Origin of the sequence: Microcystis sp. M144S2, from assembly GCF_020246065.1 — a bacterium.
Lineage (GTDB): Bacteria > Cyanobacteriota > Cyanobacteriia > Cyanobacteriales > Microcystaceae > Microcystis > Microcystis ichthyoblabe_A.
In genome coordinates this window covers 1-25,910 of the sequence record NZ_JADBTR010000120.1, presented here as the reverse complement: position 1 = coordinate 25,910, position 25,910 = coordinate 1, and the positions used below count along the sequence as shown (strand labels likewise).

Sequence of the window (25,910 nt, the reverse complement as noted above, 5' to 3'; positions counted from 1 at the left end):
ATTCATGAATCAACCTACAGCGATTAAAGGTAGCAAAAAAAGAATTAGATTCGGAGAATGAATCAGCCCTACCAAAACCCTGGAGCGCATTAGCTTTTCGGTGGGATGCTTACAGCCAGCTGCTGATATATCCGTAATAATTTAAGAGTTACTAATAATTGCTGATTGTCGGTATTTCTGCAAATGTGAGATCACCCGTAAATCAGTCGGTCGAACCCGCGTTTCTAGAGGCAGAAATAAGCCAAAAAGCCCCTAAACCAGAGGTAAGAACCACGATAATAATTGACCCGACCAATAACCAACTATTTTTAGAAAATGGCTGTTTTGAAGCAGTAACGGTGATGGGAGGGGTGACTGGGATTTCTTCCTTAATCCGCAGCGAAGGGGAGGGGGGTGTAACCAGACGGGGACGAACCGGGATGACGAAGGAGGGTTCCTCGATGGGATTCCTCTCGAAACTCTTTACCACTTTTTCTAATCGTCTTCCCTGATCAACTACTGTCTCGATTTCCTGACGTAATTGCCGATTACTCTTGACAAGTTGCTGGTTTTGTGCTTCTAGAGATTCCACCCGTGCTTGGGTGGCCTGCAATTCTTTGACTAATTCTCGATAGACCGAGAGGGGAACCGAGGGGCGACCGGTGAAACTCTGGGGTCTTTGGTGGGAAATACGGGGCGTACTGGTCATGAATCGACTAATTTAGGGCTTTTAAGCAGTAAAAATGCCCCACAGGACCGGTTCCGCTACCGATAGCAAGGGAATGCTCAAGGGCGTTAGTAACGTAATCCTTGGCTTTTTTCACCGCTATTTTTAGGTCATCCCCCAAAGCGAGGTTAGCGGCGATCGCTGCCGATAGAGTACAACCAGTCCCGTGAGTGTTATTGGTTTCGACGCTTCTGGTCTGAAAAGTTTCCCATTCCTGTCCATCAAAGCAGATATCAACCCCACGCAGCCGGCCCTTCATGGCTCCCCCTTTCACTAATACCGGTGTGGCCGACTTCTGGAAAATAATTTCGGCGGCCGCTTTCATCGTCTCAAAATCATTGATCTCGATGCCACTTAAAAGCTGCGCTTCGTAACGATTAGGGGTAATAATCGAAGCCAGAGGAATTAAACTATCAAAAAGACTATCTACAGCCCGATCATCAATTAATTTGGCTCCTACCCGCGAAACCATAACCGGATCCACCACTAAACTGATTAAACGCCAGCGCTCGATCGCCTCGGCCACTGCTTCGATAATCTCGCTGCTGAACAGCATTCCCGTCTTGACCGCTGACACACCCAGATCCCCGACCACGGCATCGATTTGGGCTGTCACCATTTCTGGACTTAAGGACTCGACGCGCTCGACCCCCAGAGTATTTTGGGCGGTAACGCAGGTAAGGGCGCAGGTCCCGTGAACTCGGTGGAAGGCGAAGGTTTTCAAATCAGCTTGAATTCCCGCGCCGCCACCACTATCGGAACCGGCGATGGTGAGGGCAATGGCAGTCATAGGAGGTTAGCGATCAAAAGGACGACGACGTTGCAAGAATTCGGGGATATCTAATCCTGCGGGTTTTGCTGGTTCGGGAGTCGGGGCCGGACTGGGTGCGGGGGTATTGATCACCACCTTACTACCGGTGGGACGAGAGGGGGAATCGCCAGAAAAACCGGTGGCAATGACGGTAATTCTGACTTCTCCCTGCATTTTCTCGTCAATTACTGCCCCAAAGATGATATTAGCGTTGGGATCAACTACTTCATAGATAATTTCGGCGGCGGCATTGACTTCATGTAGGGTTAGATCTTGACCACCAGTGATGTTAAAGACTACACCTTTCGCCCCTTCGATCGAGGATTCCAGTAACGGCGAGGATATAGCCGCGATCGCTCCTTCCTTAGCCCGAGATTTTCCAGAACCGATGCCGATGCCCATTAGGGCTGAACCCGCATCGGCCATCACTGCCCGCACATCGGCGAAATCCACATTCACCAGACCGGGGATAGTGATAATATCCGAGATACCCTGTACCCCTTGCCGCAGCACATCATCAGCGACGCGAAAAGCCTCCTGTAGGGGAGTTTCGGCGGGTATTACCTGTAATAACTGGTTATTGGGGATAATAATCAGGGTATCGACCCGACTTTGTAAACCGCCCACCCCTTCATCGGCCTGATTAGTGCGACGACGACCCTCGAAGGTAAAGGGACGAGTCACAACTCCCACGGTCAAACAGCCGATTTCTTTGGCAATTTCGGCCACAATTGGAGCAGCCCCCGTTCCCGTGCCGCCGCCCATGCCGGCGGTAATAAAGACTAGATCGGTTCCTTCCAATGCTTGGGCGATTTCATCCCGGGATTCTTCCGCCGCTTTCTGTCCGATGGCCGGATTGCCGCCCGCCCCTAGGCCGCGGGTTAATTTTGTCCCGATTTGTAACCTTTGGGGGGCGGAGGAGTGGGCCAGGGCCTGGGCGTCGGTGTTAATTGCCCAAAATTCGATTCCGGTCACGCCGCTGGCGATCATGCGGTTAACGGCGTTACAGCCCCCACCGCCGACCCCGATCACCTTGATCTTGGCGACATTGCTCGGCACGATGCGATTACTACGACTTTCTTCTCGGGGTGTCATCTGTGATTCATGGGGACGAGTAAATAATACTCCAGCATTATTCTGAGAGTAATGATTATCTTCGCTCATAGCTGAACTTGCATAATCGTTACTGTTCAGATTGGGATAGGTGGGAACGATTTCATTAATCGATGTCATTGGAATTGGAACACTATTAGTACAAGATTCTGTTATTGGTTTGATGAATCAGAGATGCACTGTTAACACTATCACTAATATTATGTCGGTTCCAGTATCTACAGTATCAGTTTCTTGTTCATAAAATCATAATTTGGTTTTTTTGCCAATACCTAAAGGGAATAATTGCGTTTTTTTGCTGATCAATTCCAGTTAATCCCTACCAGTTGCCGCTACTTTGGCAACCATAGGGGCTGGCTGCGGTTTTAATTGTACAGTGGGAGCATCGGGATTGCTCAGGTCAATGTAGATAATTCGCGCTAGAGGTATCTTGGATGACAATTGCCGTGATTGTACGAGAGCGGTTAATTTTTCCGGCAATCTATCTTTATAAAAACCTAAATAGACCTGCCCCAGTTCGGTTTTTAGTACAAGATTACTAGGATTGCGCCAATCGATGGCGGTAACTTTAATGGATAAGTTGTCAATTAAGGGATAAATTTTTTGCCACTGTTGTTGATATTGTCGGTCGTAACCAAGCACTTCTAGGCTGGGTAATTGGGTTTTGGGTAGAGTTCGACCATAATAGTTTTGAGGAATTATCGTTCCCGAGGCATCTAAAAAGCCTTGCTGTTGATGGGAACGCCAACGGGCAACAGGTTTTCTTTCTTGAATAGAAACAATCACTTTCGGGGGTAATAATTGCCGCTCGATCTTAACATCGGCAATAGCGGGAATAGCCGCTAATTTTTCTCGCAATTGATGGGTGGGTAATTCCCAGAGAGACAGAGGATAGCTTAATTTTAGCCAAGCACGAATCGACTCGGACGACATTAATTCCGTGCCTGCGATTTCCACCTGTCCGGCCTTGGTAATTGTCCAATAGGGTGAAGTCATCCCCCAAGCTAATCCCGTCGCTAAACCACTAACCACCAGAAAGCGACCCAAGGCTTGCCACACCTTCGATCGCCTTTGGTGGCGCAGGTTTTGTCGTTTTTGTTCCAGGGAGAGGGAAGAAAGGATTTGATCGCTCATAGGGGAAATCCGGGACAGTTTTGCTGTTATCTTAGGTCGCGAAGTGGGCTGCTGGCAACTTGATCGCTACTCAAATAACCAGTTTGACAAAGAAAGAGATAATCAATGTTATAACAGTAGTAGTCTACAGGCGTTCTTTTGTCTGTCTCCAGTAAACCTAAACGCTCCTTTTTGCCAAGATATTTCGACGGTCAGCCAGAAAGAGCATTTCGGCAAGAACAGCCTAATTTATCCGAAAATTACCTATGGTTATCAACAAACGCGGACTTGTTCTCGGTGCTACAGCAGTGGTCCTGTCTACCGTCGCCGTCACGGGGGCGGGATTCCGTCTCTCCCAAAGTCAAGCTTTTTTTCAGGAAAGTCCCAAGGAAACCGTTGATGAGGTTTGGCAGATCATCAACCGCACTTATTTAGATGGCACTTTTAATCAATCGGACTGGAACGCCATCCGCAATCAGTATTTAAATCGTTCCTACAAAAATCAAGAGGAAGCATACACCGCTATCCGCGAGATGTTAAAAACTCTCAATGATCCCTATACCCGTTTTATGGATCCCAAAGAGTTTAACAATATGAAGATCGATACATCGGGAGAATTGACCGGGGTAGGGATTCAACTGACCAAAGATGAGAAAACTAAGCAGTTAGTCGTGGTTTCACCCATTGAAGACACTCCCGCTTCTAAAGCCGGTGTGCTGCCTAAAGATGTGATTATCGCTATCGATGGTAAATCTACCGAAGGTATGGAACTGGAGCAAGCGGTGAGCATGATCCGCGGCAAAGTGGGGACAAGCGTTAAGATCACGATTCAACGGGGTGAGGAGAAGAAAGAATTGACTCTTACCCGGGCCAAAATTGAAATTCACCCGGTGCGCGCCCACACGGAAAACACCCCGATCGGTAAAATCGGTTATATCCGTCTTAATCAATTTAGCGCCCAAGCTAGTGGCGATATGAGTCAAGCGATTCGCGAATTGGAAACCGAAGAGGTGAAGGGTTATATTCTCGATCTGCGTTCTAACCCCGGCGGTTTACTCTACGCCAGCATCGAAATCGCTCGGATGTGGATACCTGATGGTTTAATTGTCTCTACGGTCGATCGCAAAGGGGTGACGGAACGTCAACGGGCCAACAATCAAGCTTTGACTAATAAACCGCTGGTTGTCCTCGTCGATGGTGGTTCCGCCAGTGCCAGTGAAATTCTCTCCGGAGCTTTACAGGATCATGATCGGGCGGTTATTGTCGGTACGAAAACCTTTGGTAAGGGATTAGTGCAATCGGTACGCAGTCTCAGTGACGGTTCGGGATTAGCGGTGACAATTGCCAAGTATCTCACCCCCGACGGACGGGACATCAATAAAGATGGTATTCATCCGGATGTGGAGTCAGAACTGAGCGAGGAAGAGCGCAAAAATCTTCAACAGGAACGGGATCGGGTGGGAACCTTCCAGGATCCTCAATTCAAGAAGGCTTTTGAAATCCTAGAAAAAGAAATCACTGAAGGCAAGAAAACGCCCACCAATACCGCTAAACAATAGGTTGACATTTGCCCGCTCGAATTAAACCCACCCGACGGGCGATCGCTTCTCCCCGCTCGGCAAAAGGACCCCAGTATTGACCATTAACTGGGGTTTTTCCGTTTTCTAGGGCTATAATCTGACAAATTCCCGTATTTTCCCGGACAATGTACCAGTTTTGTGCGCTATTATCCATAGATTTTTCTCCTTATACCCCAAACCCTAGGGTTGATTCATAGTAGGGTTGATTCATGAATCAACCCTACCCCAAACCCCACACCCCACACCCGTTCGGCTGAGCTCACGGCCGAAGCCCACACCCCACACCCGTTCGGCTGAGCTCACGGCCGAAGCCCACACCCCACACCCGTTCGGCTGAGCTCACGGCCGAAGCCCACACCCTACACCCGTTCGGCTGAGCTCACGGCCGAAGCCCACACCCTGCCCCCACGAAAAACTTTTTGCCGCAAACCCGAAGTAAAAAATTTTTATAAACTTCTTGACAAAACCGGGGAGATAAATGCTAATATTAAAAAGGTCTGTCCAATGGGGATTAGCCAAGCGGTAAGGCAGCGGGTTTTGGTCCCGCCATTTCCTAGGTTCGAATCCTAGATCCCCAGTTTAGTATTTTTTATCCCTAATCCGCCAATGATCGAGAATATCCTTGATCAAAGCTTCCTTTAGCCAAATACGACCGATAAGCGTCAGGGGAACCGCTAGAAATAGCCCTAAAAAGCCAAAAATCGAGGCGAAAAACAACTGGGCCAACAGGGTAAAAGCGGGTAAGAGTTTGAGCGACTGCACTGTTAAAATCGGCAGCGGTGAATGACGGTCGAAATATTGAATTAACAGATAAATACTGCTGTAGAGTAGTAAAACCGCCCAGGGTTGCCAGGGAGCTTCCAGAAGGGCGATAGAAAAGGGTAAAATCGTGCTTAAAACTGGCCCGAGGTTGGGGATAAAGGTGAGAAATCCCGCCAGAATAGATTGGGAAAAAGCCAGAGGAATGCCGATCAGGGATAGACCTAGGCAACTGCCCAAGGTCATAATCAACATATGACAGAAAATCCCTTTTAGCCAAGCTTTTAAATCTCGATCGCACTGTTCTAGGATCGATCGTACCCGAGAACGGTAGAAAGCGGGAAATAAACGCAGAAAACAACGGTGGTAAGCGGCAGGATCGGCGAGAATCATCAAGCTCAGGGCAATAATTAGCAGTAAGCTGAGGATAATGCCGAAAGTACCGTAAAAAATGCTCAAACCCCGGCCAGCAATTTGGTTAATCAGGGGTTGTAATTGAGCCAGCAGGGTTTTAAAGTCTGGAAAGACACTGGCCAAACTAGGATCGAGATAATCCTCAAGACGATGCACTTGTCCCCAGAGTCTTTCTATAGCTTGGGGCAGTAAACTAAATAATTGGCGAAATTGTTGAACTAAAGCGGGTATAATCCCCACAAAAATACCGATAATACCAATAAAGAAGCCAAAAAGGGTAATAATTAGGGCGTGGGAACGCTTGAGGTGATGACGCTGCCACCAAGTCACAGCTAAATTTAAAATCTGCGCCAGAAGAATCGCCATCAATAGTAATAAGAGAATCTGTCGAATCTGCCAGAGAATCAGCAGACAAAAGACTAACAGGACTAAACCGAGGCTGCTGCCAAAAGTCATGGTGAGTAAGGAGAAAAATTCCTAATCAGTTATTGTCCGTCTCCAGAGGGCAAAAACCGTGAGCAGAAAAGGAGTAAAAACCAGAATTAAAGTGTTAAGAGGACCAGGAGCGATCGATAATAAAGGGGCAAGATATTTAATTCCCAGGGAAATTAAAGCCGATATCAAGATTATTTTGATAATAAAGCCGCTCATAGATGAATGTTTAGGGGACACCAGCACTATCTTATCCCTGAAGAGGTTAAAAATTGGTCAAAATGTGGAAATCATCCCCCATCAGTTTTATTAATACTAGGGCGAAGGGGCTAGATTTTCTGGGGGAGGTCGGTTCCGAGGGAAGAGGAAAGTATGAGACAATGGAAAGAAAAGGCTCAGTCAATTAACTAGAGATATTCATTGCTAGGATTTAAGACTTAATAGCAAGGATCAATCTTGACAGCAGATAAGATTTACCCTGTCCACCTCCTCTATCGTGCCGCCAACAGTCACCGTGATCACATTAACTCTTTTACACCCCAGTCAAGCCACGCCTCTACAACATTGGCAATTTGACAATGATCAATCAACCATTCTCATCGGCAGGGCGCTGGATAATCATGTAGTTCTCTATAGTGCTGTGGTTTCGAGGCGGCACTTAGAAATCCACCGTAATGATCGCAATGATTGGGAATTGGAAAATTTAGGGGCAAATGGGACGTTTCTCAATGGCAAACCGATCGAGAAAACCGCCGTCGTTGATGGTATGGTGGTTCGTTTAGCCGCCTCCGGCCCGCAAATTCAAATTCGTCTCATTGATGAGGACGAGCAACCAAAATTAATCCTCAAATCCCTAGAGGCTCCTTTGGTGGGCAATCAAACTCAGCCAGAAAAGGATACTATCGCCAGCTAGAAAATATTAAATTTTTATAAAGTTTTTTCAATTTCCCTAACAAAATGTAAAAATAGATACAGAATAAGAAATAAAATCTTCTAGCTTGCTGTCCCTAAATAGGGACGACAAGGGGGATTAAAGTCACTTTAAAGCATTGCAGGGAGTCAGTGATATGATGTTAGCCTATCGAGGAGTTAAGTACGAAAGGGATTCTCTCCCCTTGGAGATGAAGACCGGAGATATCGGGGGTAAATACCGAGGTCAAGACTGGAATCACCATTATCCTCGCCATATGCTCCAATTAGAACCGAAACTGCATCGTCAGTATCGTGGAGTTGCCTACAGCACCCGTCCTCATCTTGCTGGACAAGTCACCCCGAACACTTGTCCGTTGCCGGTTGTCAAACCCCCTATTGTCGTCCAAGAGGAAACCCTTTCTAGCGTCCATCTGAACAATATTCGTCGTCGTCTGGAACGTCGTTTACAAATCGCTCAAGAGAATGGTGACGAAACCCTCGTTAATCTCTTGAAAAAAGAATCCCAAGACTTAGCCTTAAACTGCTAGATTAGCGGTTTTTCTCCACTTTCCCCTCGGTTCTGCCGGGGGGAATATTTTTGGGCGCAAAAATGCCTAAATCTTCCCCCCGCTCACTCCCAGGGCCGGCACTTTTTGATTTTAAAAAAGCCTAAAGATATTATCCAACAAGATTTTTATACCAATTCTCCAAAGTCTGACTACAGAAGTTTAATCCCCCTAAATCCCCCTTAAAAAGGGTGACTTAAATTCGATGTGTAGTTTTAATTTAGAGAAATGGTATTAGATTTTTTCAGCCAACTCTAGTTAGGAGTTTACAAGCTTTTAATTATATTAGGTCGAGGTCTATTTTAGTTCGGGTTCGGATTGGGGCGTTGTATCATTTCCACAACATTTTTGATACCTTGGATAAAAGTTTGAAAACTACGCGATTTATTTTCAGTTAGGGAAAGATGGGGGGCAATCTGTTTAGAGTGGGTTCCTGCATAATACTCTTTCACTAGCTTTTTTAATTCTTGTTTGGCCGAGTTAAGCAGGTCTGGTTCTCTGTATTTACTTTTATTTTGTTTTTGGCCGAGACTATTTAAATTAAGTAGCTGGTTATAATTAAATTAAAAATGGATTTTAGGTTCGATCCCCCCTGCCCCCCTTGATAAGGGGGGTGCCGATAGGCGGGGGGATCCCCCCTTAATCCCCCCTTAATAAGGGGGGGATCTGATAATTTTTAACGCCTACCTACTTATAGGCCTTGGCTACCGCTGCTAAATCTCCCAGAAACCAAGATTCTAATTCATGGCAAATAATCCTAATTAAGACTTGAGCATCACTGGCATTTTGACAAATTTCCCCTAGGTCTTTTTTGAGTTTTTGACAGTCGTGGGAATCCTGATCATGGACAATAATAAATTTGGTATTGGGACTAGATTTCTTGAAAGCTTTGAGTTTTATAGGAATAGATTTTGCTAGGTCTTGTTTACCTTGATGACTAATACATATATAGCTAATTTCTGGGGGAATAAGTTTAGGCAAAAGTTCGTTTAACACATTTTCTATAGATGACTCTTCTAGCAAAAATACGATATCATAGTTCATTGGGGTTCTACTCCTTTAAACCAGCCTTGATTCCAAAGATAGCCGGGTAAATCGCCTTCCGCTACTAAGTTTTTGATGATTTCGCTATCGGCAGCCCTATGGATTTGGGTGATACCTTGGGATTTAATTAGCCAGAAAATACTAGCTAGTGGAACCGCATTGAGAAAATCGGGGGAGTGGCTAGAAATAAATACCTGACCCCCCTGATCGCTATAGTGGGCGAATTCTTCGGCTAGTTCTTTTAATAAAGTAGGATAAAGTTGGTTTTCTGGTTCTTCGACACAGAGTAGGGGATGAGGATTGGGATCGAATAGTAATATTAAATAGGCGAACATTTTCATAGTCCCGTCAGAAACATAGCGATCAATAAAAGGGTCTTTAAAGGCCTGATCTTGAAAACATAAAATCAAGCGACCGTCTTCGGTTTCTTTGGCTTCCACAGAGGAAATACCCGGAACTCTTTGTTTCATTTTTTCGAGAATTTGCTGAAAAATTGTGGGATATTGTTGATAAATATATTGAGCAACTGTAGCTATATTGTCGCCAGTAGGGGATAAGTGTTCAGCATAAGATAGTTCTTTACTTCCTCTAGCTTCGCTAATATGAAAGTCAGAAACGTGCCAATTTTCAATCAGAGAACGAAAGGCTGTAGCGGCTTTAAAACGTTGAAATTGTCCTAATCCTTTGATTGCTAGTATATCGTTAGATTCTAGCTGTTGTTCTTCTCGATCGAGTTCTTTATCCGGTTTACTAAAATCTTCTTCGTTGGTGATAGCATATCCTTGACCAAGTTGAAAATCTAAAAAATGAAAAGGTTTACCGTGTTCACCCCGTTTATAGCGAAGTATTTCGCGTTTGATAACAGGGCGATTTTTGTTTTGTCCAATTATAAGTATATAAGTAACCAGACGTTCTGTATCTAAGATTTTCATGGGAAATTGCAGCTCGATTTCAATATCTTCCTGTTCTTGACCTCTAGTGATAATTTCTCTATAACCGCCGCGAATTTGTAAAGCTTGGCGAATGTTATTTTTGAGGGCATCTCGCAGAAAACCAAAAATATCAAATAGAGTAGATTTTCCCGTGCCGTTAGCTCCAATAATCACACAAAAAGGGGGAATATCTCTTATGTGTATATTTTTAAACATACGATAGTTTTTTATTTTAATAGAAACAATTTTCATGACATAATCGAGCAGTTATAGTTTTTTTGATTATACGATTGATTAGGTGAAGATAACTGATCAATTAGCCAAAAAAGCCAGAGATTAGACTCTCTGGGAAATTGGGGTATAAATCAGTTAGAAACTAGAGAGGCAAGCTCAACCGCCTGATGAAGGGACAAGAAACCAGACTCAACACAAGTTGCCCAAAATAGCGTAAATTGTCTATAAATTTGTTCAACGACTTGAATTAGTACAAATGTTTGACTGTATTATCATCGGTGCGGGACCAGCAGGAGCGACGGCGGGTTATCATCTAGCTAAAAAGGGACGATCGATCCTGATCCTCGATAAAGCGAAATTACCCCGTTATAAACCCTGTGGTGGGGGAGTATCCCCGGCAATTAAGCAATGGTTTGATTTTGATTTTACCCCCGTGATCGAGAATACCGTCACGCAAGTACAGTTTACTTGGAAACAGGGGGATGCCGCCACCACTAAGTTAAATATGCTAGAACCGATGTGGATGGTACAAAGGGATCGTTTCGATGATTTTTTAGGTCAACAGGCGATCGCAGTCGGGGCAACTATCCAAGATAACAGCGAAGTTACCCAGATCAAATTTGTCCAAGATCACTGGCAAGTTACCACATCTCAAGGAACATTTTCAGGCAAATATCTGATTGCTGCCGATGGTGTTAGGGGCAATACCAGTCGCTGGTTGGGATTACCGGCGAAAAACCAAGCGATCGGGGCTACTCTGGAAATTACTAACGCAGAAGCGACTATTCCCCCCAAAAAAGCTTTTTTTGATTTTGGTTCCCTAAAAAATGGTTATATCTGGGCTTTTCCCAAGTCTAATGGTTACACAATTAGCGGTGGTTGTTTTAAGGGCAGCATCAAATCCGAGGAGCTAAAAAAACAACTGTTAAATTATGCCCATCAAAAGGGCTGGAATTTAGAGGATTATCGCTATAGTGAGTATGCTTTAGCCCTTTGGAATGGAAATCAACCGCTACACGCCCAAAATGCCTTAATTGCAGGAGAAGCGGCGGGTATTCTCGATCCGCTCATCGGTGAGGGTATCCGTCCGGCAATTTTGACGGGAGTTAAGGCAGCCGAGGCGATCGATCGAGCTTTAGCCGGGGATAATCAGGCTTTAGCGGGCTATAGTCGGATAATTCGGGAAGAATGGGGGGAAGATATGGCTTTAGCGGCTAAATTAGCCGGTTTATTCTATCAATTTACCCAAATCGCCTACAATGTCGCCGTTAAACGCCCGATCGCCGGTCAACTGATGGGACGTATTCTCGTGGGAGATTTAAAATACCGGGATGTTACGGGACAAGCGATGCAACAATTGAAAAAGCTTTTACTGCCCGGATTCGGTTGGTGATAACACCTCGCGCACCAGGGTGGGGGTGACTCGATCGCTAATGGTGACTTGGCCGATTGCCGTTGGTAAAATAAATCTAACTTGACCATCTTTAACCTTTTTATCGGCAGTGAGAGCATTTACCATCTCATCGGCATTTAAAGGCGGCATACGGGTTTCTAAGGCGGCTTTTTCGATTAAATCGGTTTGACGTTGATTTTCCCCGGCGGTCCACATTCCCAGTTTAACAGCGATCGCTCCTGCCGCCACCATCCCCAGGGCCACCGCTTCCCCGTGGTTAACGCTAGTATATCCCGTTAAACTTTCAATGCCGTGGGCGATCGTGTGACCATAGTTTAAGATCGCCCGCAAACCCGCTTCTTTTTCGTCTTTGCCTACCACATCTGCTTTAGCTTGGCAAGACTTTGTAATAATTGTTTGCAATAGCTCGCCATCGATCTGAGAAAAACTAGCTAAATTGTCCGAGTCTTCTAACTGTTGAAATAACTCAGCATCCCAAATTACACCGTATTTAATCACTTCTGCCATTCCAGCCCGAAATTCTCGCACGGGTAGGGTTTTAAGCACGCTAGGATCGATCAGAACTAATTTCGGTTGATAAAACGCCCCGATCAGATTTTTGCCCTGGGGATGATTAACACCGGTTTTACCCCCGATGGAAGCATCTACCATGGCTAACAGGGTGGTGGGAACCTGGACAAAATTAACGCCCCGTAACCATGTGGCTGCTGCAAATCCCGTCATATCCCCGATTACACCACCACCGAGGGCAACCATAGTCGAGGAACGTTCCAACCGGTGAACGAGGGCCGTATCATAAACTTGGGCGATCGAATCGAGGGTTTTATAATTTTCGCCGGCGGGGATCAGATGAGTAAAAACGACAAATCCCGCTTTTTCTAGAGAATTAACGGCTGTATGTCCGTAATACTCAAAAATTTCGGGATTAGAAACCAATAAAACCTTTTTACCTAAGTTTAACTGGCTCATTTCTGCACCGAGATTAGCTAAACTGCCCTTGTCGATCAGAATATTATAGGAGCGATCAGGTAAATTAACGGGAATACAAATAGCCATAGGGTGTGGGGTGATGTTTCAGTGATCAGTAAACAGTAAACAGTAATCAGTAAACAGTGATCAGTAAACAGTGAAAAGACAGTGGGAAACTGCCATTTAATGCTGCTCACTTAATACATACTGCTCACTGAAAACTTAAATCTGATAACTGATAACTGAGTCGGTTATGGGCGCAGCTTAGTCAACTCCAAGAGCAGACGACAGGATAAAAAACAGATAAAGCTCTCTCCCAGAAAGAGACTTAATTGCCAAGCGTCAGCGATCAAGTCTGTGGATAATTGTAGGGGAACTAGGCCGCGGACTAGGGCAAAAGCTGCCACTGTACCATCTTTGAGATGGGGATTATCGTCGTTACGGACGACATAACGATAGGTGACACCGAAGAGAAATCCGCTAATTATCGCCCCGGATATCTTGACAAAAGCGCCAATTAGTGTGAGCGATTCCCCTAACAATAGTCGATCAACAGTTAAAAATAGCAGATAGGGAACCAGGAAAGCCAGAGCCGAGATACTCCCCACCTGTATGGATTCGATTCTTTCCTTGAGCGTAATTTGCATGATCGCCTCTCTAAAACGGAGTCACTGATGAAGTATTATAAATTGAGTAGTTATCTCCTAAGTATTTCGTTTAACAAAGGCAATTATGGATATTTTGACACTTGGTTGGGTTAGCATTCTCGCCCTGTTCACTTGGTCGATCGCCATGGTGGTTTGGGGTCGTAACGGTTTCTAGGTAATCTATAGATACCATGGAAACATCCTTGATTCTCAACACTCTCTTTCTAGTCGCCTTAATTCTCCTCGTTATCGTCAGTGGTGGCATTCTCTACCTGACGACTACAGAATGGCGCGATCGCCGTCGTCAAGATGGCGATAAAAAATTAGGAAAATAAATAATTCTGAACAGGTGTACTTAATTGCGCCTGTTTTTCCTTTACTATGATTAAAATACTGCACTTATCGGATATTCACATGGGGAGCGGTTTTTCCCATGGACGTTTAAATCCAAAAACGGGATTAAATACTCGTTTAGAGGATTTTATGGGCAGTTTAAGCCTCTGTATCGATCGGGCTATTGCCTCCCCTGTGGATCTAGTGCTTTTTGGGGGAGATGCCTTTCCCGATGCCACTCCTCCTCCTTTTGTTCACGAAGCTTTTGCCAGTCAATTCCGTCGTCTTGCCGATGCTAAGATCCCGACGGTGTTATTAGTGGGTAATCACGATCAACATTCTCAGGGTAATGGCGGTGTCAGTCTCTCCATCTATCGTACCTTAGCGGTGCCGGGGTTTATTGTTGGCGATCGCCTGACCACCCATCGCATCACCACTCGCAACGGCGATATCCAAGTAATTACTTTACCTTGGTTAACCCGCGCCACTCTCTTAACCCGTCCCGAAACCGAGGGTTTATCCTTGAGTGGGGTAAATGAATTGTTAATTAACCGTTTGGAACCAGTTTTAGAAGGAGAAATTCGCCAATTAGATACAAGCGTACCAACAGTTTTATTAGCCCATTTAATGGCCGATAGAGCTAGTTTAGGAGCAGAAAGATTTTTAGCGGTTGGTAAAGGTTTTACCGTGCCTTTATCCCTGCTAAATCGTCCACAATTCGAGTATGTTGCCCTAGGCCATGTTCACAAACACCAAAATCTTAATCCTAGCAATGATCCGCCTATTGTCTATCCGGGGAGCATTGATCGAGTGGATTTTAGCGAGGAAAAAGAAGATAAAGGCTATGTTTTAATAGAAGTGGCTAAAGGAGAGGTTAAATGGGAATTTTGTCCTTTACCCGTGCGTCGTTTCCGTTCCATCGAAGTGGATGTTTCCGAGGCAGCAAACCCCCAAAAAGAATTGCTAAAAGCTCTCAAAAAACATGATATTCAGGAAGCAGTTATCCGCTTAGTTTATAAAATTCGCAGTGAACAATTAGAACTAATTAACACCAATCAGCTTGACGAGGCTTTAAAAACTGCCCATAGTTATAGTATTCGGGCGGAATTAATTAGTCAATTAACCCGTCCCCGTTTACCGGAATTAGGGGTGGGCAATCAATTAGATCCGATGGAGGCGTTAAAAGCTTATATCGACAATAAGGAAGATTTGCGCGATATTGTTGATGATATGTTAGAGGCAGCCCAGCTTTTATTAAATCAACAGCCAGAAATTTGGCTAGAGGAAGAAACCTCGATTTAGCTATCAGTTATCAGTTATCAGTTATCAGTTATCAGTTATCAGTTGTCGGTTTACTGCTCACTGAAACATCTTCCCTATCCCTGTTTGAACTAACAATGAGTTTATGTCTTAATCCCGATTGTCTATATAACAATGATCCTACAGATAAATTCTGTCAAAAATGTCGCTTTCAATTATTACTCAAAGATCGTTATCGTGCTATAAAATTAATTGGTCAAGGAGGTTTCGGTAAAACTTTCCAAGCAATTGATGAGGATAAACCTTCTCAACCCTATTGTGTGATTAAACAATTTTTTCCTAGCGCTCAAGGCAGTAATGCTCTCAAGAAAGCGGCGGAATTATTTAAAGAAGAAGCGATTAGTTTAGATAATCTCGGTCAACACCCACAAATTCCCTCCCTCTATGCCTATTTTACCGGCAATGATAGGCGACAATATCTTGTTCAAGAATATATTGAGGGAGAAAATCTAGAACAAGAATTACAAAGCGAGGGAGTTTTTAATGAGGAAAAGATCAAACATCTTTTATTAGAAATTTTGCCAATTCTTGATTTTATCCATGCTAAAAGAGTCATTCATCGAGATATTAAACCTGCTAATATAATTAGGAGACGCATCGATAATAAACTAATTTTAGTTGATTTCGGTGCCTCTAAATTTATCACTATTGCTAATCTTTCCCTAACAGGAACAGTGATCGGTTCGGCGGGATATATCGCCCCGGAACAAAGTAATGGTAAAGCTATTAATAGCAGTGATTTATATAGTTTAGGAGTCACTTGTATCTATTTATTAACGGGAGTATCTCCCTTTGAATTATTCGATGTCAGTGAACATGAATGGGTATGGAGACAGTACCTTATTAATAATCCTGTTAGTGTTGAATTAGGCGAAATTTTAGATAAATTAATTGAATTTGGTACCAAAAAACGTTATCAATCAGTCGAGGAAGTCCTGCAAGAGTTAGCGGTAAAATTAGCCGTAGTGATTCCGCCAAAACCCCGATCACAGGACACAATTCAAGAAACGGTTTTATCAGTTTTTCCAGTTGCCACCAGGGAGGAAATTAACCTCAAAAGTGTCAAGGCAATTGATTACACCAATCTGCGGGATTTATTAGCGCAAGAAAAATGGCAAGAGGCAGATCAAGAAACGGCTAATTTATTATTAAAAGTTGCCGATCAAACTAAAGAAAAATATCTTAAGATAGAAGATATAGATAACTTTCCCTGTGAAGATTTAGCCACTATCAATCAACTCTGGTTACAATATAGTCAGGGAAAATTCGGTATATCTGTTCAGAAAAGAATCTATGAAAGTTTGGGAGGAAGCGGCAATTATGATCAACAAAAATGGAACGCTTTTGGAACAAAAGTCGGTTGGCGAGTTAATAACAAGTGGTTATACTACGATCAAATTACTTTCTCTCTCAAAGCACCCTCCGGACATCTTCCCACCCTTGTGTGGGGTGTGGGGGGTGGAATAATTCTTTTTTCTCGTCTGGAAACCTGTGTGCCATTGACGTAGTTTCTAACAGGGGGTAAATTGACTTAAAAACTTTTCTGGAGAATTAAACAATTTCTGCCTTCGCCAGTGCGGATATATTGTAAAGTATCGGTAAGAGAACGCATGAAAAGTAATCCTCGATCGCTTTCCATTTCCAAAGGTGCGAGGGGATGTTGTTGTAGAGAATCGAGTTTGGCTTGCAGATCAAAAGGTTGACCGTGATCCCATATTCTTATTTCTAGAGAATGGGACGAAAAAGTTAATTCTAGATCGATGGGTGTAGTTGGGGGTAAATGTTGGTGAGCGTAACGGACAGCATTAGTAAATCCTTCTGCTAAAGCCACCTTACACTGCCAAAGCACCGAGTCGGGTAGAAAGGAACTGCCGTGAGATTCAAACCATTGTAGAACTGGGATTAAAGCTGCCAATTCCGTCTGGACTTGTAGATGGAATTGGAGGGGGGAAGAAGGGGAATTTAAGACTTCAGAAGGCACCACTGTTTTTTTGAAAGAGAATCAAAATTGTTTTAAAAATCAGTTGTAGATCGTAGCCTAAACTCCAATTTTCTTGATAGCGCAAATCTAGTTGAATTACCTCTTCAAAATTACGCACCTGAGAGCGACCATTCACCTGCCATTCTCCCGTCATACCGGGTTTTACATCTAAACGTTGCCATTGGGGAACATCGTAGCGTTCCACCTCATCCGGTGTGGGGGGACGAGTGCCGACAAGACTCATTTCACCGGCGATCACATTCCAAAACTGGGGCAATTCGTCTAAACTGGTACGACGTAAAAATTTTCCTACCCGGGTAATCCTGGGATCATTTTTATTCTTAAAAAAAGCTCCCTCCGCTTGATTGGGGATTTTATCCTTGAGTGTTTCTGCATCCACACACATGGAACGAAACTTAAGAATCTTAAATTCCTTTCCCAACCAACCGCAGCGGGTTTGACTGAAAAAAATTGGCCCTGGACTGTCTAACTTAATAGCGATAGCAATGGGGACAAAAATAACCCCCGTGATTAATAAACCCACGATGCCACCAAGAATGTCAAGACCGCGCTTTAACCAACTGCGAATCGAGGGATGGGTTTCTGGTAGATGGTTTTCAGGGGTAGTAAGGCCGTTTTCTTGGGCTGCTAGGGGGGAGGTTTGGAAAGTGAATAATTGATCTAGTCCCGTAATCGATAAAACCCCCATCACTGGGGGATGGACGTTAGCCAGCACTAACTCGATATTTTCTGCCCTGGCCGCTTTGAGATTATGGACTAAAGCACCCACACCACTACTATCCATAAATTGAGTGGCATTCAGATCGAGAATGACTTTTTCGGGAGTGGGTGTTTGGGCGATGAGATGGTGAAACAGATCCTTAAACTGTACTGCTTCCAAGACAGTCAAGCGATCCGGCATCCGCAAAACCGGATACTCCATCGGAATGATCAGAAAACGTGTTTCAGGAATTTGGGAAGTCATCGACACAAAGAGGTGGTTTGATAGATGAACAAGGCCTGATGACCCACTTAAATTTTTACTACACTTTTCCCCAAATACCAATGGGTAATGTCACAGATTACCTGTGATTATCGGCTAACGAATCTCACCCAGGGGCGGACGGCCTTGGGTTTGGGCTTTCGCTTTGGCAGCACTCTTTCTCAGGGCATCTAAACGGGTCTCATAACGCTTACGCAGACGACGGTTGGGCGTTTGTTCAATTAGGGTTTTAAAGGCACTGCCTAGGCTCTTATAGGCGTTGGGCAGAGAATAACCGAAACGGGTGGCCAGGGCGATCGCTTTTTCATCGGCTTCGATCGCTTCTTTGAGAATTTTATCGCCATTATTTTTGCGCCAGAGACGATAACCGGAAATCCCACATAATCCCATAGCCAAAAGCAATAATAACCCGTCCTGTACCCATAATTCCCCCACCGCACCACCTAAACCAATAGCGAGGGCGGCCATTTCCCAGCCTTCCCGCGGAATACTATCATTTTGAATCCTGGCCACTTCATGCCAAAAGAGCAAATTACGCTGATCGATGGCTAAATTTTCCCATTTTGCCAAATCTATCTGAATTTCTACCTCGTCTCTGCCAATTTCTTCACAACGGATCAGGGGGGGGTTAACCTCTGTGGAACCTTCTACCGTTACCCAACTTTGTAATTCTGGGGGCAGTAGGGTTTTTAGGCGCCGAAGTTCGCTCATTTCGGCTCGTGCAGAGGAGGCCGCATAAGATGTCATAGATTTTTTACCTATTCTCTACCAATGACGATGATTTCTATTTTGGATCATAGCGGTCTTTTTTGTGATCTTGGCAGCTTTTAGCAGTAGGAAGCATTTTCAGTGATCAGTAATCAGTGAGGGAAGTGGGGAGTGGGGAGTGGGGAGAAACAATCCATAACTGGGTTTTTAAAGTTCGATTGGGAGTCAATCATACTAAGTAGGTCGGTGTTAAAAATTGTCAGATACCCCCCTTATTAAGGGGGGATTAAGGGGGGATCAAAGACAAAATCTCTCTTCTATTTACTTATTAAATAGACCGTAACTTTTGCCGACTAATGCTCAAATATATCTTTGTATTGCTGTAAATCTAAAGCGGTGAAGATGGGGATACAACTAAAGCACTTTTGGGCTAATTCCCATCTTTCTTCTCTTTGCAGCATCACAATTAGTTTATCTCGCACTGACAGTAAATAGCGCACATCGTTAGCCGCGTAAATCAGTTGTTTTGGAGTAAGATTAGCGACATTTCCCCAATCAGAACTTTGAGCGGTTTTATCTAATTCTATGCCTTCCAATTCCTGCACGAGACTTTTTAACCCGTGACTGCTAGTATAAGTCCGAGCCAGTTTACTGGCGATTTTAGTGCAGAAAATCGGTTTAGTGGCAATGCCAAAAGTTTGGGACAATTGAGCCACATCAAAACGGGCGAAATGAAAGACTTTTTCTATCCGCTCATTCTCCATGACCTTTTTGAGATTAGGAGCCTCTGTTTGCCCCCTAAAAATGCGAATAGCGGTGACAAAACCACTGGGATCACAGAGTTGAATTAAACACAGTCGATCGCGCCCCGGTATTAATCCCATCGTTTCTGTATCTACAGCGATCGAATTAACCCCTAGATAACGGGATAATAGGTCATCGCTTAAATCTCGATCGCACACTTGAAAATTATCTAAGTTCATATATTTAGCAGATAGGAGACAGGAGACAGGAGGGAAATTTGTAATGCTTTTGCCTATTGCACGAGTGCCTTTATTTCCCTGATAACTGATCACTGATAACTGATCACTGATAACTGAAAAGGCTGATAGCTAAAGACTGGTAATTAATTTTAGGTATCATCATGGTCATTTTGTCAACGCTTTTTAACAAAAAGTTGTGTAAAATAATATTCACCAGCATTATTTTTAGCGATACCGATACCAGTGAGATTATAATCACCAACCATATTTTTTTGATGACCGGGGCTATTAATCCAACCCTTGACGGCAACGCTAACGGGGTCAGGATATCCCTTCATAAAAGCCAAATTTTCGCCCATTTTTTCTAAAGGAATCTTCCTTTGTACTGCCTTGACTCTTCCCTCAAAACCATCATGACTAAAAGGAGCCTGTTTATTGGCCATTTTTTGACTAAATAAGCGAGCTTCATGACTAATACGAGCATCGAGACGTAGGGGCGGTAAATTTTGAGAAATTCGGTAGCGATTAACTTGATAATTAGTGTTTTCTTCAAGGGTAATAAAAAAAGATTGATTCCCGATAGGATCGTAGCTAAGGGGATTAGTAGAAACAGGAGCGGATTGACGTTTTAAAAAGATTTGAGTAAAGTACAATTTTCCTTGACTATCCGTCGCTACTCCAATCCCGGTACTATCAAAATCTCCCTCCATATTTTCCCGATGACCTTGACTTTTAATCCAACCATCCACAGCAATCATTACCGGGTCCTCATAACCTTGATTAACTGCCAGATTTTCCCCCACCGCTTCATAGGGAACTGAAACACCAATAGTTTGCGCTCTTTTGTCAAAATCTTGGTGACTAAAAGGAACCAAACCCGAGGCCATACGTTGGCTATGTAATCTTGCTTGTTGCGAAATTGCCCGATTTAACAGTAGGGGAGATAAATTGCGAGATTGACGATAGCGATTGACCTGTTGATAAATTTTATTCTCTAAAATAAGTAAAGTTGCCGCATCTAAAGGAGAGGGAGAAGGAGAGGGAGAGAAAGATGGTACGAGTTCCTTAAAAGAGCTATAGTTTAAGGCACTACAGGCCATTAAACTTGTCGATATAAGCATCAAAATTCCTAACTGATAACGCTTCTTAAAAGAACTTTTCATGTTAAGCTAGTCTGGAACGGGAAATAGGTCAAAACGAATATCAAATTTAGATGCACCATAGCTTATCCCTCTCACTGATAACTGATAACTGATAACTGCTCACTGTTAACCATTCATCGATAGATATTTAGCCACCGATTGCACATCTTTATCACCCCGTCCAGAGAAATTAATAACAATGCGAGGACTACCAGTTACTTGTGGGCAAAGAGTTTCTAAATAGGCTAAAGCATGGGCAGTTTCTAGGGCCGGAATAATCCCTTCTAAACGGGAAACTCGTTGAAAAGCTTCTAGTGCTTCCCGGTCAGTGACACTGTAATATTCAGCGCGACCACTATCTTTTAAAAAGCTATGTTCTGGCCCGACTCCGGGATAATCTAAACCGGCACTAATGGAGTGGGCCTCGATAACTTGACCTTCGTTATCTTGTAATAAATAACTCATGGCCCCATGTAAAACCCCCGGTTGACCTTGGGTAAGGGTAGCTGCGTGTTTTCCAGAGGCGATACTTTCTCCGGCAGCCTCAACACCAATTAAACGCACGGAAGCTTCTTTAACAAACTCATGAAATAAACCCATAGCATTAGAACCACCCCCCACGCAAGCGAGGAGAATATCCGGTAAACCGCCCCATTTTTCCAGACTTTGCTGACGAGTTTCTTGACCGATAACCGCGTGAAAATCGCGCACCATCATCGGATAGGGATGGGGACCTGCCACAGAACCAAGGATGTAGTGAGTGGTTTCGACATTAGTTACCCAGTCGCGAATCGCTTCCGAGGTGGCATCTTTCAGGGTTCCCGTCCCGGCGGCCACGGGTTGCACCGTCGCGCCAAGCAGTCTCATGCGGAAAACATTGAGTTCCTGGCGTTCCATGTCGTGAATTCCCATATAAATCACGCATTCTAGACCAAAACGAGCGCAAACCGTAGCGGTGGCCACGCCGTGCTGTCCTGCCCCGGTTTCGGCGATAATTCGCTTTTTACCCATGCGTTTGGCTAATAAAACCTGACCGAGGGCGTTATTAATCTTGTGGGCCCCGGTATGGTTTAAATCTTCCCGTTTCAGGTAAATTTGCGCCCCAGTGCCGTCAGCTTTGGCATAATGGGCGGTGAGACGTTCGGCAAAATATAAGGGACTAGGTCTGCCGACGTAATCCTTGAGCAGTTGATTTAATTCGTCTTGAAAATCGGGGTCGTCCTTATACTGATTATAGGCCGTTTCTAGTTCACTTAAGGCTGGCATCAGGGTTTCTGGGACGTATTTGCCCCCGTAGCGTCCAAAACGCCCAAAAGCATCGGGATACTGGGTTACTGTGCTGGCTGAGGCGGTATAAATCGGCGTGATAGTCATGTAAACCTTCGATGAGAGACTTGTGATCCATTATAAATCTAAGGGTTTAGTCTCTGGGTTAACCTGAGTTCGAGGGCAATCATCGCCTAACCTACCCAATAATCAAAGGGTGAGCATTGCCCACCCTTTGACTGATTTTACAGCCAAATACTCACATCCACTTTTAACACCTGTCCTAATAGTAATAACCATTTTAATTGAGTCATCGGCCAGGGACAGGAAACATCTATTGAATTAGACCGCAAACAATTAGGAACTAGACGCTCGTGGAAATAATTATAGTATAATTCCTGAGAGCGATCGAGGGATAATCCTAGCTTTAATTGTTGGCCAACTTCAATTAAACGGGTGATTAAGCGAGTATCCTCCTCCGCAGTTAAAGGATCGCCATCGTGTAATAATTTCCCAAGAGATTGCCAGAGCAAACTTTCTAAGGTTTGACGCGCTTCGGGAATATTTAATTGACAGCGTAAATGATTGGCTTCCTTAGCAATAGCCAATAATTGATCGAGATTATTCTCCGTCGCTTGCCGCTGCTCAAAATCTTTTTCTAGGGCATTAATCACCTGTAAACAACGGTGAGAAATGGCAATATCTGCCGCTACCTGTAACTCTTGAGGTACGGGAATCTCATCCCGTTGGAAAGCAGCTAAAATGCCGTAATTATCCCGATAAACTTGGGTGTATAATTGATCAAGACGTTTTTTAGTTTCGGCTGTCACCTTCTGCATGATCCGGTGTCTTTCGTCGGCAAAAAGATGGGGTAAAGCAAAAAAGTTTTCTCCCAATCCGCGCCCCATTTCTACGATCATGGTTGAGACACTGGCCTGTTGTAAAGATTCAAAGAGATGATCCTTAAGATTGGTATAGATTAACCGACTGTTAAAAGGTTGAATGGAGCAGTAAAAATCCCAACCTCCTAAATGTAGAACAGCAAAAACAAAATGTTCACTTTCTTGGGTAATTTCCGAGGTTAATTCCACCTGTCCCACTGCTAAAGTTAAAGACCCGATCGCTTGTTTTTGATAATCTAATTGACGGGTATTGTAACAATAAATCCGATGATGACTGGGATAATTGGTAAATAGGGAACTAATAGCGTAATGGGCCGCCACCCGTTCCAAATCGACCCGCGCAGAAGTGACCAATTGTCGATAGACATCGGCCCCATCTTGATATAACTTAACGTTACTGGGAGCGAAAGCTAGACGACTGAGGAAATTCATTTCTAATTGAATTCCGGCCACTTCTCCGGCTAATTCCAGGGCCCGGCCAGCATATCTCAAAATTTGCGTGCCTTCAGGTCGAGAAATTTCCTCAAAAAACCAGCCACAACTGGTAAACATCAATAAAGCCTGTCTTTGCATTTCTAATAAACGCAAAGCATCGATTTTCTCGCTTTTACTCAGGTTGCGACTTTGATGCAAAGCCAGGAAATGTTCGATCGCGTCTGGGGATCGATCTAAAATAACTGCAATGTAGTCATCCCTTGTCTGCCAAGGATCGCGGAAAAATTCCTGTCCCTGAATCTCATAGACCTTAATCAACTCATCTCTGAGCCAATTTAGGGACTCCCGCAGGGGTTTACGCCATTTTTGCTGGTAATTTCCCCCTCCCCCGCAACCACAGTCATCCTGCCAACGATTTACGCCATGGACACAACTCCACGCGGTCACGGGTTTTAATTCCACTTCCCAAGTGGGGGGGCAAATACTGAGATAATGGGCGAAATTGGTGACTGTCCAGCCGTTTTTAGGGAAAGATTCCGTAAAAGCATAGCTAAGACACTTCTCTGTCCCCTGTTTGTGGTGGCCGAAGGTTTCCCCATCGGTAGCGACGCTGATTAACTGGGAGGGTCGATGATCCCCTTTAATTGCTTGTCCCAGACGACCGACGAGAAAATCACTACTGGCTAGGACATCATTAAAGCCCATATCGCGAGAAATTGGACCATCGTAGAAGAAAATATCCAGATAACGACCATCGGGGATGTAACAGCGATAGGGACGGGTGGGATCGATTTGACCTCCGGCCACCGCGTGCCATTGGGGATGAGGATCGTGGTCGCTAGGGAAAGGACGACAGCGCAGGGCCTGGGAAGGGGCTAAAATGGTGAATTTAATCCCTTCATCGATTAAAGCTGTCACTGTGGCTAAATCAATGGCTGTTTCCGCTAACCACATTCCTTCGGGATCGCGGCCGAAACGGTGCTGAAAATCAGCTTTTCCCCAGCGAATTTGGGTGTATTTGTCCTGTTTGTTGGCTAGGGGCAGAATGATATGATTATAGACCTGGGCGATGGCGTTACCATGACCGTTTAAGCGTTGACAACTTTTTCTGTCCGCTGTCAGGATGCGTTGATAAACTTCGGGATCATGGGATTGCATCCATGACATGAGGGTGGCCCCGATGTTAAAGCTGAGATATTCGTAGTTATTAACTATTTTGATCACTTCCCCCCGGTCATTGTAAATGCGTGCAAAAGCATTGGCACGATAACACTCGTGATGGATGCGTTCATTCCAATTGTGGAAGGGATGGGCGCTCGGCTGCCGTTCAATTCTGTCTAGATAGGGATTTTCTCGCGGTGGTTGGTAAAAATGTCCGTGAACCGTGATATAAACTCCGTGAGCGGTTTTCAGGGGATCGACCCCCGTATCGGTATAGGAATAAAAGGTTGTAGAAGGATGTTCAACAAGATAAGTCATAGAAAGGCCTAGAAAATCGTTTTTTTTGAGCGAAAATAGCTGTAGAATGTAGCGACCTGATGTTTAAAAAAACTGAAAACCTTGCCGTTTTTCACGGCCTTGGGGTCACAATATCACATTTTATTTTCCTAGCAAAGCTAAGGTTAACAATTCGCAACTTCTCTATACACAGCACTAAGTAATACTAAATTTTGTTACAAAATCTAGCTTTTTCGGGTAGGCTGTTGACTATCTAGGGGTGACTGACCATCCTTTGCCATCAGCGTTCTACCCTAGGAGAGATGCGCTCGTTCCTCCTCTTGCCCAAAAAGCGATCGCCATGCCCAAAAAATTGCTCCTCCTTATAAGGGTTCGGGTTTACCGATTCCAGAGAAGATATAGCGTTTTCAAATGAGACATGAAAAAGCATCGTAATTGTGGAGATTAGGAAAAGTAAATAGTTTAAGGTTGATTAAAAGATTAAATATCTTCTTCATAATCCGAAAATTTTTACAGAAACGGTAGCATCTCCTTACCAGAGTTTTTAATGATAGCCAAATTGCTTCAATCGTATTTTCTTCAGGAGCATAAGGAGCAAATAAATGACAGGTTATTTTCCAGTTTTCTGGGGCTAAACCTTCATTTACTTCAGCTAAAAAACCTTGTATTAATTCCCCTCTATGATAGGAAGCTACATCCCAAAAGATAATAATTCTTTTACCTGGATTTATCT

Annotated in this window: 25 protein-coding genes, 1 tRNA gene and 2 pseudogenes; 9 read left to right on the top strand and 19 right to left on the bottom strand. The window is 44.2% G+C overall.

Features of this window, described 5'->3' with window-relative positions; translation table 11 throughout:
• Window positions 1–202 precede the first annotated feature (202 nt).
• From IM462_RS14350 to IM462_RS14335, 4 genes are all read right to left on the bottom strand, one after another.
• The gene (locus tag IM462_RS14350; protein ID WP_287704249.1) at window positions 203–688 is read right to left on the bottom strand and encodes a bZIP transcription factor; all 486 of its coding nucleotides are present in this window, start codon (window positions 686–688) and stop codon (window positions 203–205) included.
• A 7-nt stretch (window positions 689–695) separates the two neighbouring features.
• Window positions 696–1,496, bottom strand: coding sequence for a bifunctional hydroxymethylpyrimidine kinase/phosphomethylpyrimidine kinase (gene thiD, locus IM462_RS14345; RefSeq protein WP_287704247.1), 801 nt, complete (start codon window positions 1,494–1,496; stop codon window positions 696–698).
• 6 nt (window positions 1,497–1,502) lie between these two features.
• Window positions 1,503–2,750, bottom strand: a complete 1,248-nt coding sequence (ftsZ, locus tag IM462_RS14340; protein ID WP_287704245.1) for a cell division protein FtsZ — start codon at window positions 2,748–2,750, stop codon at window positions 1,503–1,505.
• Between the two features lie 192 nt (window positions 2,751–2,942).
• Window positions 2,943–3,764 (bottom strand): cell division protein FtsQ/DivIB, encoded by an 822-nt coding sequence (locus tag IM462_RS14335; protein WP_287704243.1) that lies wholly within the window; start codon window positions 3,762–3,764, stop codon window positions 2,943–2,945.
• A gap of 245 nt (window positions 3,765–4,009) precedes the next feature.
• Here IM462_RS14335 and ctpC point away from each other — a divergent pair, with 245 nt between their 5' ends.
• Entirely contained in the window at window positions 4,010–5,302 is a 1,293-nt protein-coding gene (gene ctpC, locus IM462_RS14330; RefSeq protein WP_287704241.1) for a carboxyl-terminal processing protease CtpC, read from the top strand.
• On the opposite strand, the gene IM462_RS14325 is transcribed toward ctpC, so the two are convergent.
• Window positions 5,292–5,477 carry a hypothetical protein gene (locus IM462_RS14325; RefSeq protein WP_287704239.1) on the bottom strand — a complete coding sequence of 62 codons (186 nt, stop codon included), beginning with the start codon at window positions 5,475–5,477 and terminating at the stop codon, window positions 5,292–5,294. The genes ctpC and IM462_RS14325 overlap by 11 nt on opposite strands.
• Window positions 5,478–5,828: 351 nt before the next feature.
• On the opposite strand from IM462_RS14325, the gene IM462_RS14320 reads away from it, so the two are divergent.
• Window positions 5,829–5,901, top strand: a tRNA-Gln gene (locus tag IM462_RS14320).
• 1 nt (window position 5,902) lies between these two features.
• Here IM462_RS14320 and IM462_RS14315 read toward each other — a convergent pair.
• A complete protein-coding gene (locus tag IM462_RS14315; protein WP_287701903.1) occupies window positions 5,903–6,952 on the bottom strand; it encodes an AI-2E family transporter in 1,050 nt (349 codons plus the stop codon).
• Window positions 6,953–6,973: 21 nt separating this feature from the next.
• The gene (locus IM462_RS14310; RefSeq protein ID WP_199309408.1) at window positions 6,974–7,147 is read right to left on the bottom strand and encodes a hypothetical protein; all 174 of its coding nucleotides are present in this window, start codon (window positions 7,145–7,147) and stop codon (window positions 6,974–6,976) included.
• A gap of 295 nt (window positions 7,148–7,442) precedes the next feature.
• Here IM462_RS14310 and IM462_RS14305 point away from each other — a divergent pair, with 295 nt between their 5' ends.
• Together IM462_RS14305 and IM462_RS14300 are read left to right on the top strand one after the other, a co-directional pair.
• Window positions 7,443–7,841 (top strand): FHA domain-containing protein, encoded by a 399-nt coding sequence (locus IM462_RS14305; RefSeq protein ID WP_287701901.1) that lies wholly within the window; start codon window positions 7,443–7,445, stop codon window positions 7,839–7,841.
• A 154-nt stretch (window positions 7,842–7,995) separates the two neighbouring features.
• A complete protein-coding gene (locus tag IM462_RS14300) occupies window positions 7,996–8,388 on the top strand; it encodes a DUF4278 domain-containing protein (protein WP_287701899.1) in 393 nt (130 codons plus the stop codon).
• 711 nt (window positions 8,389–9,099) lie between these two features.
• Here the strand turns inward: IM462_RS14300 and IM462_RS14295 are convergent.
• Window positions 9,100–9,450, bottom strand: a pseudogene (locus IM462_RS14295) (DUF4276 family protein); the annotation flags it as partial.
• The gene (locus tag IM462_RS14290; protein ID WP_353737368.1) at window positions 9,447–10,634 is read right to left on the bottom strand and encodes an AAA family ATPase; all 1,188 of its coding nucleotides are present in this window, start codon (window positions 10,632–10,634) and stop codon (window positions 9,447–9,449) included. The pseudogene IM462_RS14295 and the gene IM462_RS14290, both read right to left, overlap by 4 nt.
• A 238-nt stretch (window positions 10,635–10,872) precedes the next feature.
• Here IM462_RS14290 and IM462_RS14285 point away from each other — a divergent pair, with 238 nt between their 5' ends.
• Window positions 10,873–12,009: a geranylgeranyl reductase family protein gene (locus IM462_RS14285; RefSeq protein WP_287703739.1), complete on the top strand. Its 1,137-nt coding sequence runs from the start codon at window positions 10,873–10,875 to the stop codon at window positions 12,007–12,009.
• On the opposite strand, the gene aroB is transcribed toward IM462_RS14285, so the two are convergent.
• Together aroB and IM462_RS14275 are read right to left on the bottom strand one after the other, a co-directional pair.
• On the bottom strand, window positions 11,986–13,086 hold the full coding sequence (gene aroB / locus IM462_RS14280) for a 3-dehydroquinate synthase (protein ID WP_287703737.1): 1,101 nt from the start codon (window positions 13,084–13,086) through the stop codon (window positions 11,986–11,988). The two genes, IM462_RS14285 and aroB, sit on opposite strands and share 24 nt — an antisense overlap.
• A gap of 164 nt (window positions 13,087–13,250) precedes the next feature.
• Entirely contained in the window at window positions 13,251–13,646 is a 396-nt protein-coding gene (locus IM462_RS14275; RefSeq protein WP_287703735.1) for a hypothetical protein, read from the bottom strand.
• Window positions 13,647–13,731: 85 nt separating this feature from the next.
• On the opposite strand from IM462_RS14275, the gene petN reads away from it, so the two are divergent.
• The 4 genes and pseudogenes from petN (at window position 13,732) to IM462_RS14255 (ending at window position 16,824) form a co-directional block, all read left to right on the top strand.
• Window positions 13,732–13,821 carry a cytochrome b6-f complex subunit PetN gene (petN, locus tag IM462_RS14270; RefSeq protein WP_012265708.1) on the top strand — a complete coding sequence of 30 codons (90 nt, stop codon included), beginning with the start codon at window positions 13,732–13,734 and terminating at the stop codon, window positions 13,819–13,821.
• Window positions 13,822–13,837: 16 nt separating this feature from the next.
• Window positions 13,838–13,981 (top strand): hypothetical protein, encoded by a 144-nt coding sequence (locus tag IM462_RS14265; protein ID WP_002736416.1) that lies wholly within the window; start codon window positions 13,838–13,840, stop codon window positions 13,979–13,981.
• Between the two features lie 46 nt (window positions 13,982–14,027).
• The gene (gene sbcD / locus IM462_RS14260; RefSeq protein WP_287703733.1) at window positions 14,028–15,281 is read left to right on the top strand and encodes an exonuclease subunit SbcD; all 1,254 of its coding nucleotides are present in this window, start codon (window positions 14,028–14,030) and stop codon (window positions 15,279–15,281) included.
• Window positions 15,282–15,376: 95 nt separating this feature from the next.
• Window positions 15,377–16,824 (top strand): annotated as a pseudogene (locus IM462_RS14255) (GUN4 domain-containing protein).
• Window positions 16,825–16,830: 6 nt separating this feature from the next.
• Here IM462_RS14255 and IM462_RS14250 read toward each other — a convergent pair.
• The 8 genes from IM462_RS14250 to IM462_RS21270 form a co-directional block, all read right to left on the bottom strand.
• Entirely contained in the window at window positions 16,831–17,283 is a 453-nt protein-coding gene (locus IM462_RS14250) for an ATP-binding protein (RefSeq protein ID WP_287703731.1), read from the bottom strand.
• Window positions 17,270–18,265 carry an anti-sigma factor antagonist gene (locus tag IM462_RS14245; protein WP_287703729.1) on the bottom strand — a complete coding sequence of 332 codons (996 nt, stop codon included), beginning with the start codon at window positions 18,263–18,265 and terminating at the stop codon, window positions 17,270–17,272. The genes IM462_RS14250 and IM462_RS14245 overlap by 14 nt, the downstream gene beginning before the upstream one ends.
• A 114-nt stretch (window positions 18,266–18,379) precedes the next feature.
• Entirely contained in the window at window positions 18,380–19,030 is a 651-nt protein-coding gene (locus IM462_RS14240; protein WP_002756971.1) for a DUF3318 domain-containing protein, read from the bottom strand.
• A gap of 314 nt (window positions 19,031–19,344) precedes the next feature.
• Window positions 19,345–19,974 (bottom strand): ribonuclease D, encoded by a 630-nt coding sequence (locus IM462_RS14235; protein ID WP_287703727.1) that lies wholly within the window; start codon window positions 19,972–19,974, stop codon window positions 19,345–19,347.
• Between the two features lie 173 nt (window positions 19,975–20,147).
• A complete protein-coding gene (locus IM462_RS14230; RefSeq protein ID WP_287703725.1) occupies window positions 20,148–21,137 on the bottom strand; it encodes a CAP domain-containing protein in 990 nt (329 codons plus the stop codon).
• A gap of 105 nt (window positions 21,138–21,242) precedes the next feature.
• Window positions 21,243–22,490: a tryptophan synthase subunit beta gene (gene trpB / locus IM462_RS14225; RefSeq protein WP_287703724.1), complete on the bottom strand. Its 1,248-nt coding sequence runs from the start codon at window positions 22,488–22,490 to the stop codon at window positions 21,243–21,245.
• A 137-nt stretch (window positions 22,491–22,627) separates the two neighbouring features.
• The gene (locus tag IM462_RS14220) at window positions 22,628–25,198 is read right to left on the bottom strand and encodes a DUF3536 domain-containing protein (RefSeq protein WP_287703722.1); all 2,571 of its coding nucleotides are present in this window, start codon (window positions 25,196–25,198) and stop codon (window positions 22,628–22,630) included.
• A gap of 386 nt (window positions 25,199–25,584) precedes the next feature.
• On the bottom strand, window positions 25,585–25,910 hold a 326-nt coding region (locus IM462_RS21270), incomplete at its 5' end, for a transposase (protein ID WP_287703720.1).

Bases quoted from the DNA above. Each gene is read 5' to 3' on its own strand.
- IM462_RS14350 (WP_287704249.1), bottom strand. From the start codon at position 688: ATGACCAGTACGCCCCGTATTTCCCACCAAAGACCCCAGAGTTTCACC.
- thiD (WP_287704247.1), bottom strand. From the start codon at position 1,496: ATGACTGCCATTGCCCTCACCATCGCCGGTTCCGATAGTGGTGGCGGC.
- ftsZ (WP_287704245.1), bottom strand. From the start codon at position 2,750: ATGACATCGATTAATGAAATCGTTCCCACCTATCCCAATCTGAACAGT.
- IM462_RS14335 (WP_287704243.1), bottom strand. From the start codon at position 3,764: ATGAGCGATCAAATCCTTTCTTCCCTCTCCCTGGAACAAAAACGACAA.
- ctpC (WP_287704241.1), top strand. From the start codon at position 4,010: ATGGTTATCAACAAACGCGGACTTGTTCTCGGTGCTACAGCAGTGGTC.
- IM462_RS14325 (WP_287704239.1), bottom strand. From the start codon at position 5,477: ATGGATAATAGCGCACAAAACTGGTACATTGTCCGGGAAAATACGGGA.
- IM462_RS14315 (WP_287701903.1), bottom strand. From the start codon at position 6,952: ATGACTTTTGGCAGCAGCCTCGGTTTAGTCCTGTTAGTCTTTTGTCTG.
- IM462_RS14310 (WP_199309408.1), bottom strand. From the start codon at position 7,147: ATGAGCGGCTTTATTATCAAAATAATCTTGATATCGGCTTTAATTTCC.
- IM462_RS14300 (WP_287701899.1), top strand. From the start codon at position 7,996: ATGATGTTAGCCTATCGAGGAGTTAAGTACGAAAGGGATTCTCTCCCC.
- IM462_RS14290 (WP_353737368.1), bottom strand. From the start codon at position 10,634: ATGAAAATTGTTTCTATTAAAATAAAAAACTATCGTATGTTTAAAAAT.
- IM462_RS14285 (WP_287703739.1), top strand. From the start codon at position 10,873: ATGTTTGACTGTATTATCATCGGTGCGGGACCAGCAGGAGCGACGGCG.
- aroB (WP_287703737.1), bottom strand. From the start codon at position 13,086: ATGGCTATTTGTATTCCCGTTAATTTACCTGATCGCTCCTATAATATT.
- IM462_RS14275 (WP_287703735.1), bottom strand. From the start codon at position 13,646: ATGCAAATTACGCTCAAGGAAAGAATCGAATCCATACAGGTGGGGAGT.
- petN (WP_012265708.1), top strand. From the start codon at position 13,732: ATGGATATTTTGACACTTGGTTGGGTTAGCATTCTCGCCCTGTTCACT.
- IM462_RS14265 (WP_002736416.1), top strand. From the start codon at position 13,838: ATGGAAACATCCTTGATTCTCAACACTCTCTTTCTAGTCGCCTTAATT.
- sbcD (WP_287703733.1), top strand. From the start codon at position 14,028: ATGATTAAAATACTGCACTTATCGGATATTCACATGGGGAGCGGTTTT.
- IM462_RS14245 (WP_287703729.1), bottom strand. From the start codon at position 18,265: ATGACTTCCCAAATTCCTGAAACACGTTTTCTGATCATTCCGATGGAG.
- IM462_RS14240 (WP_002756971.1), bottom strand. From the start codon at position 19,030: ATGACATCTTATGCGGCCTCCTCTGCACGAGCCGAAATGAGCGAACTT.
- IM462_RS14235 (WP_287703727.1), bottom strand. From the start codon at position 19,974: ATGAACTTAGATAATTTTCAAGTGTGCGATCGAGATTTAAGCGATGAC.
- IM462_RS14230 (WP_287703725.1), bottom strand. From the start codon at position 21,137: ATGAAAAGTTCTTTTAAGAAGCGTTATCAGTTAGGAATTTTGATGCTT.
- trpB (WP_287703724.1), bottom strand. From the start codon at position 22,490: ATGACTATCACGCCGATTTATACCGCCTCAGCCAGCACAGTAACCCAG.
- IM462_RS14220 (WP_287703722.1), bottom strand. From the start codon at position 25,198: ATGACTTATCTTGTTGAACATCCTTCTACAACCTTTTATTCCTATACC.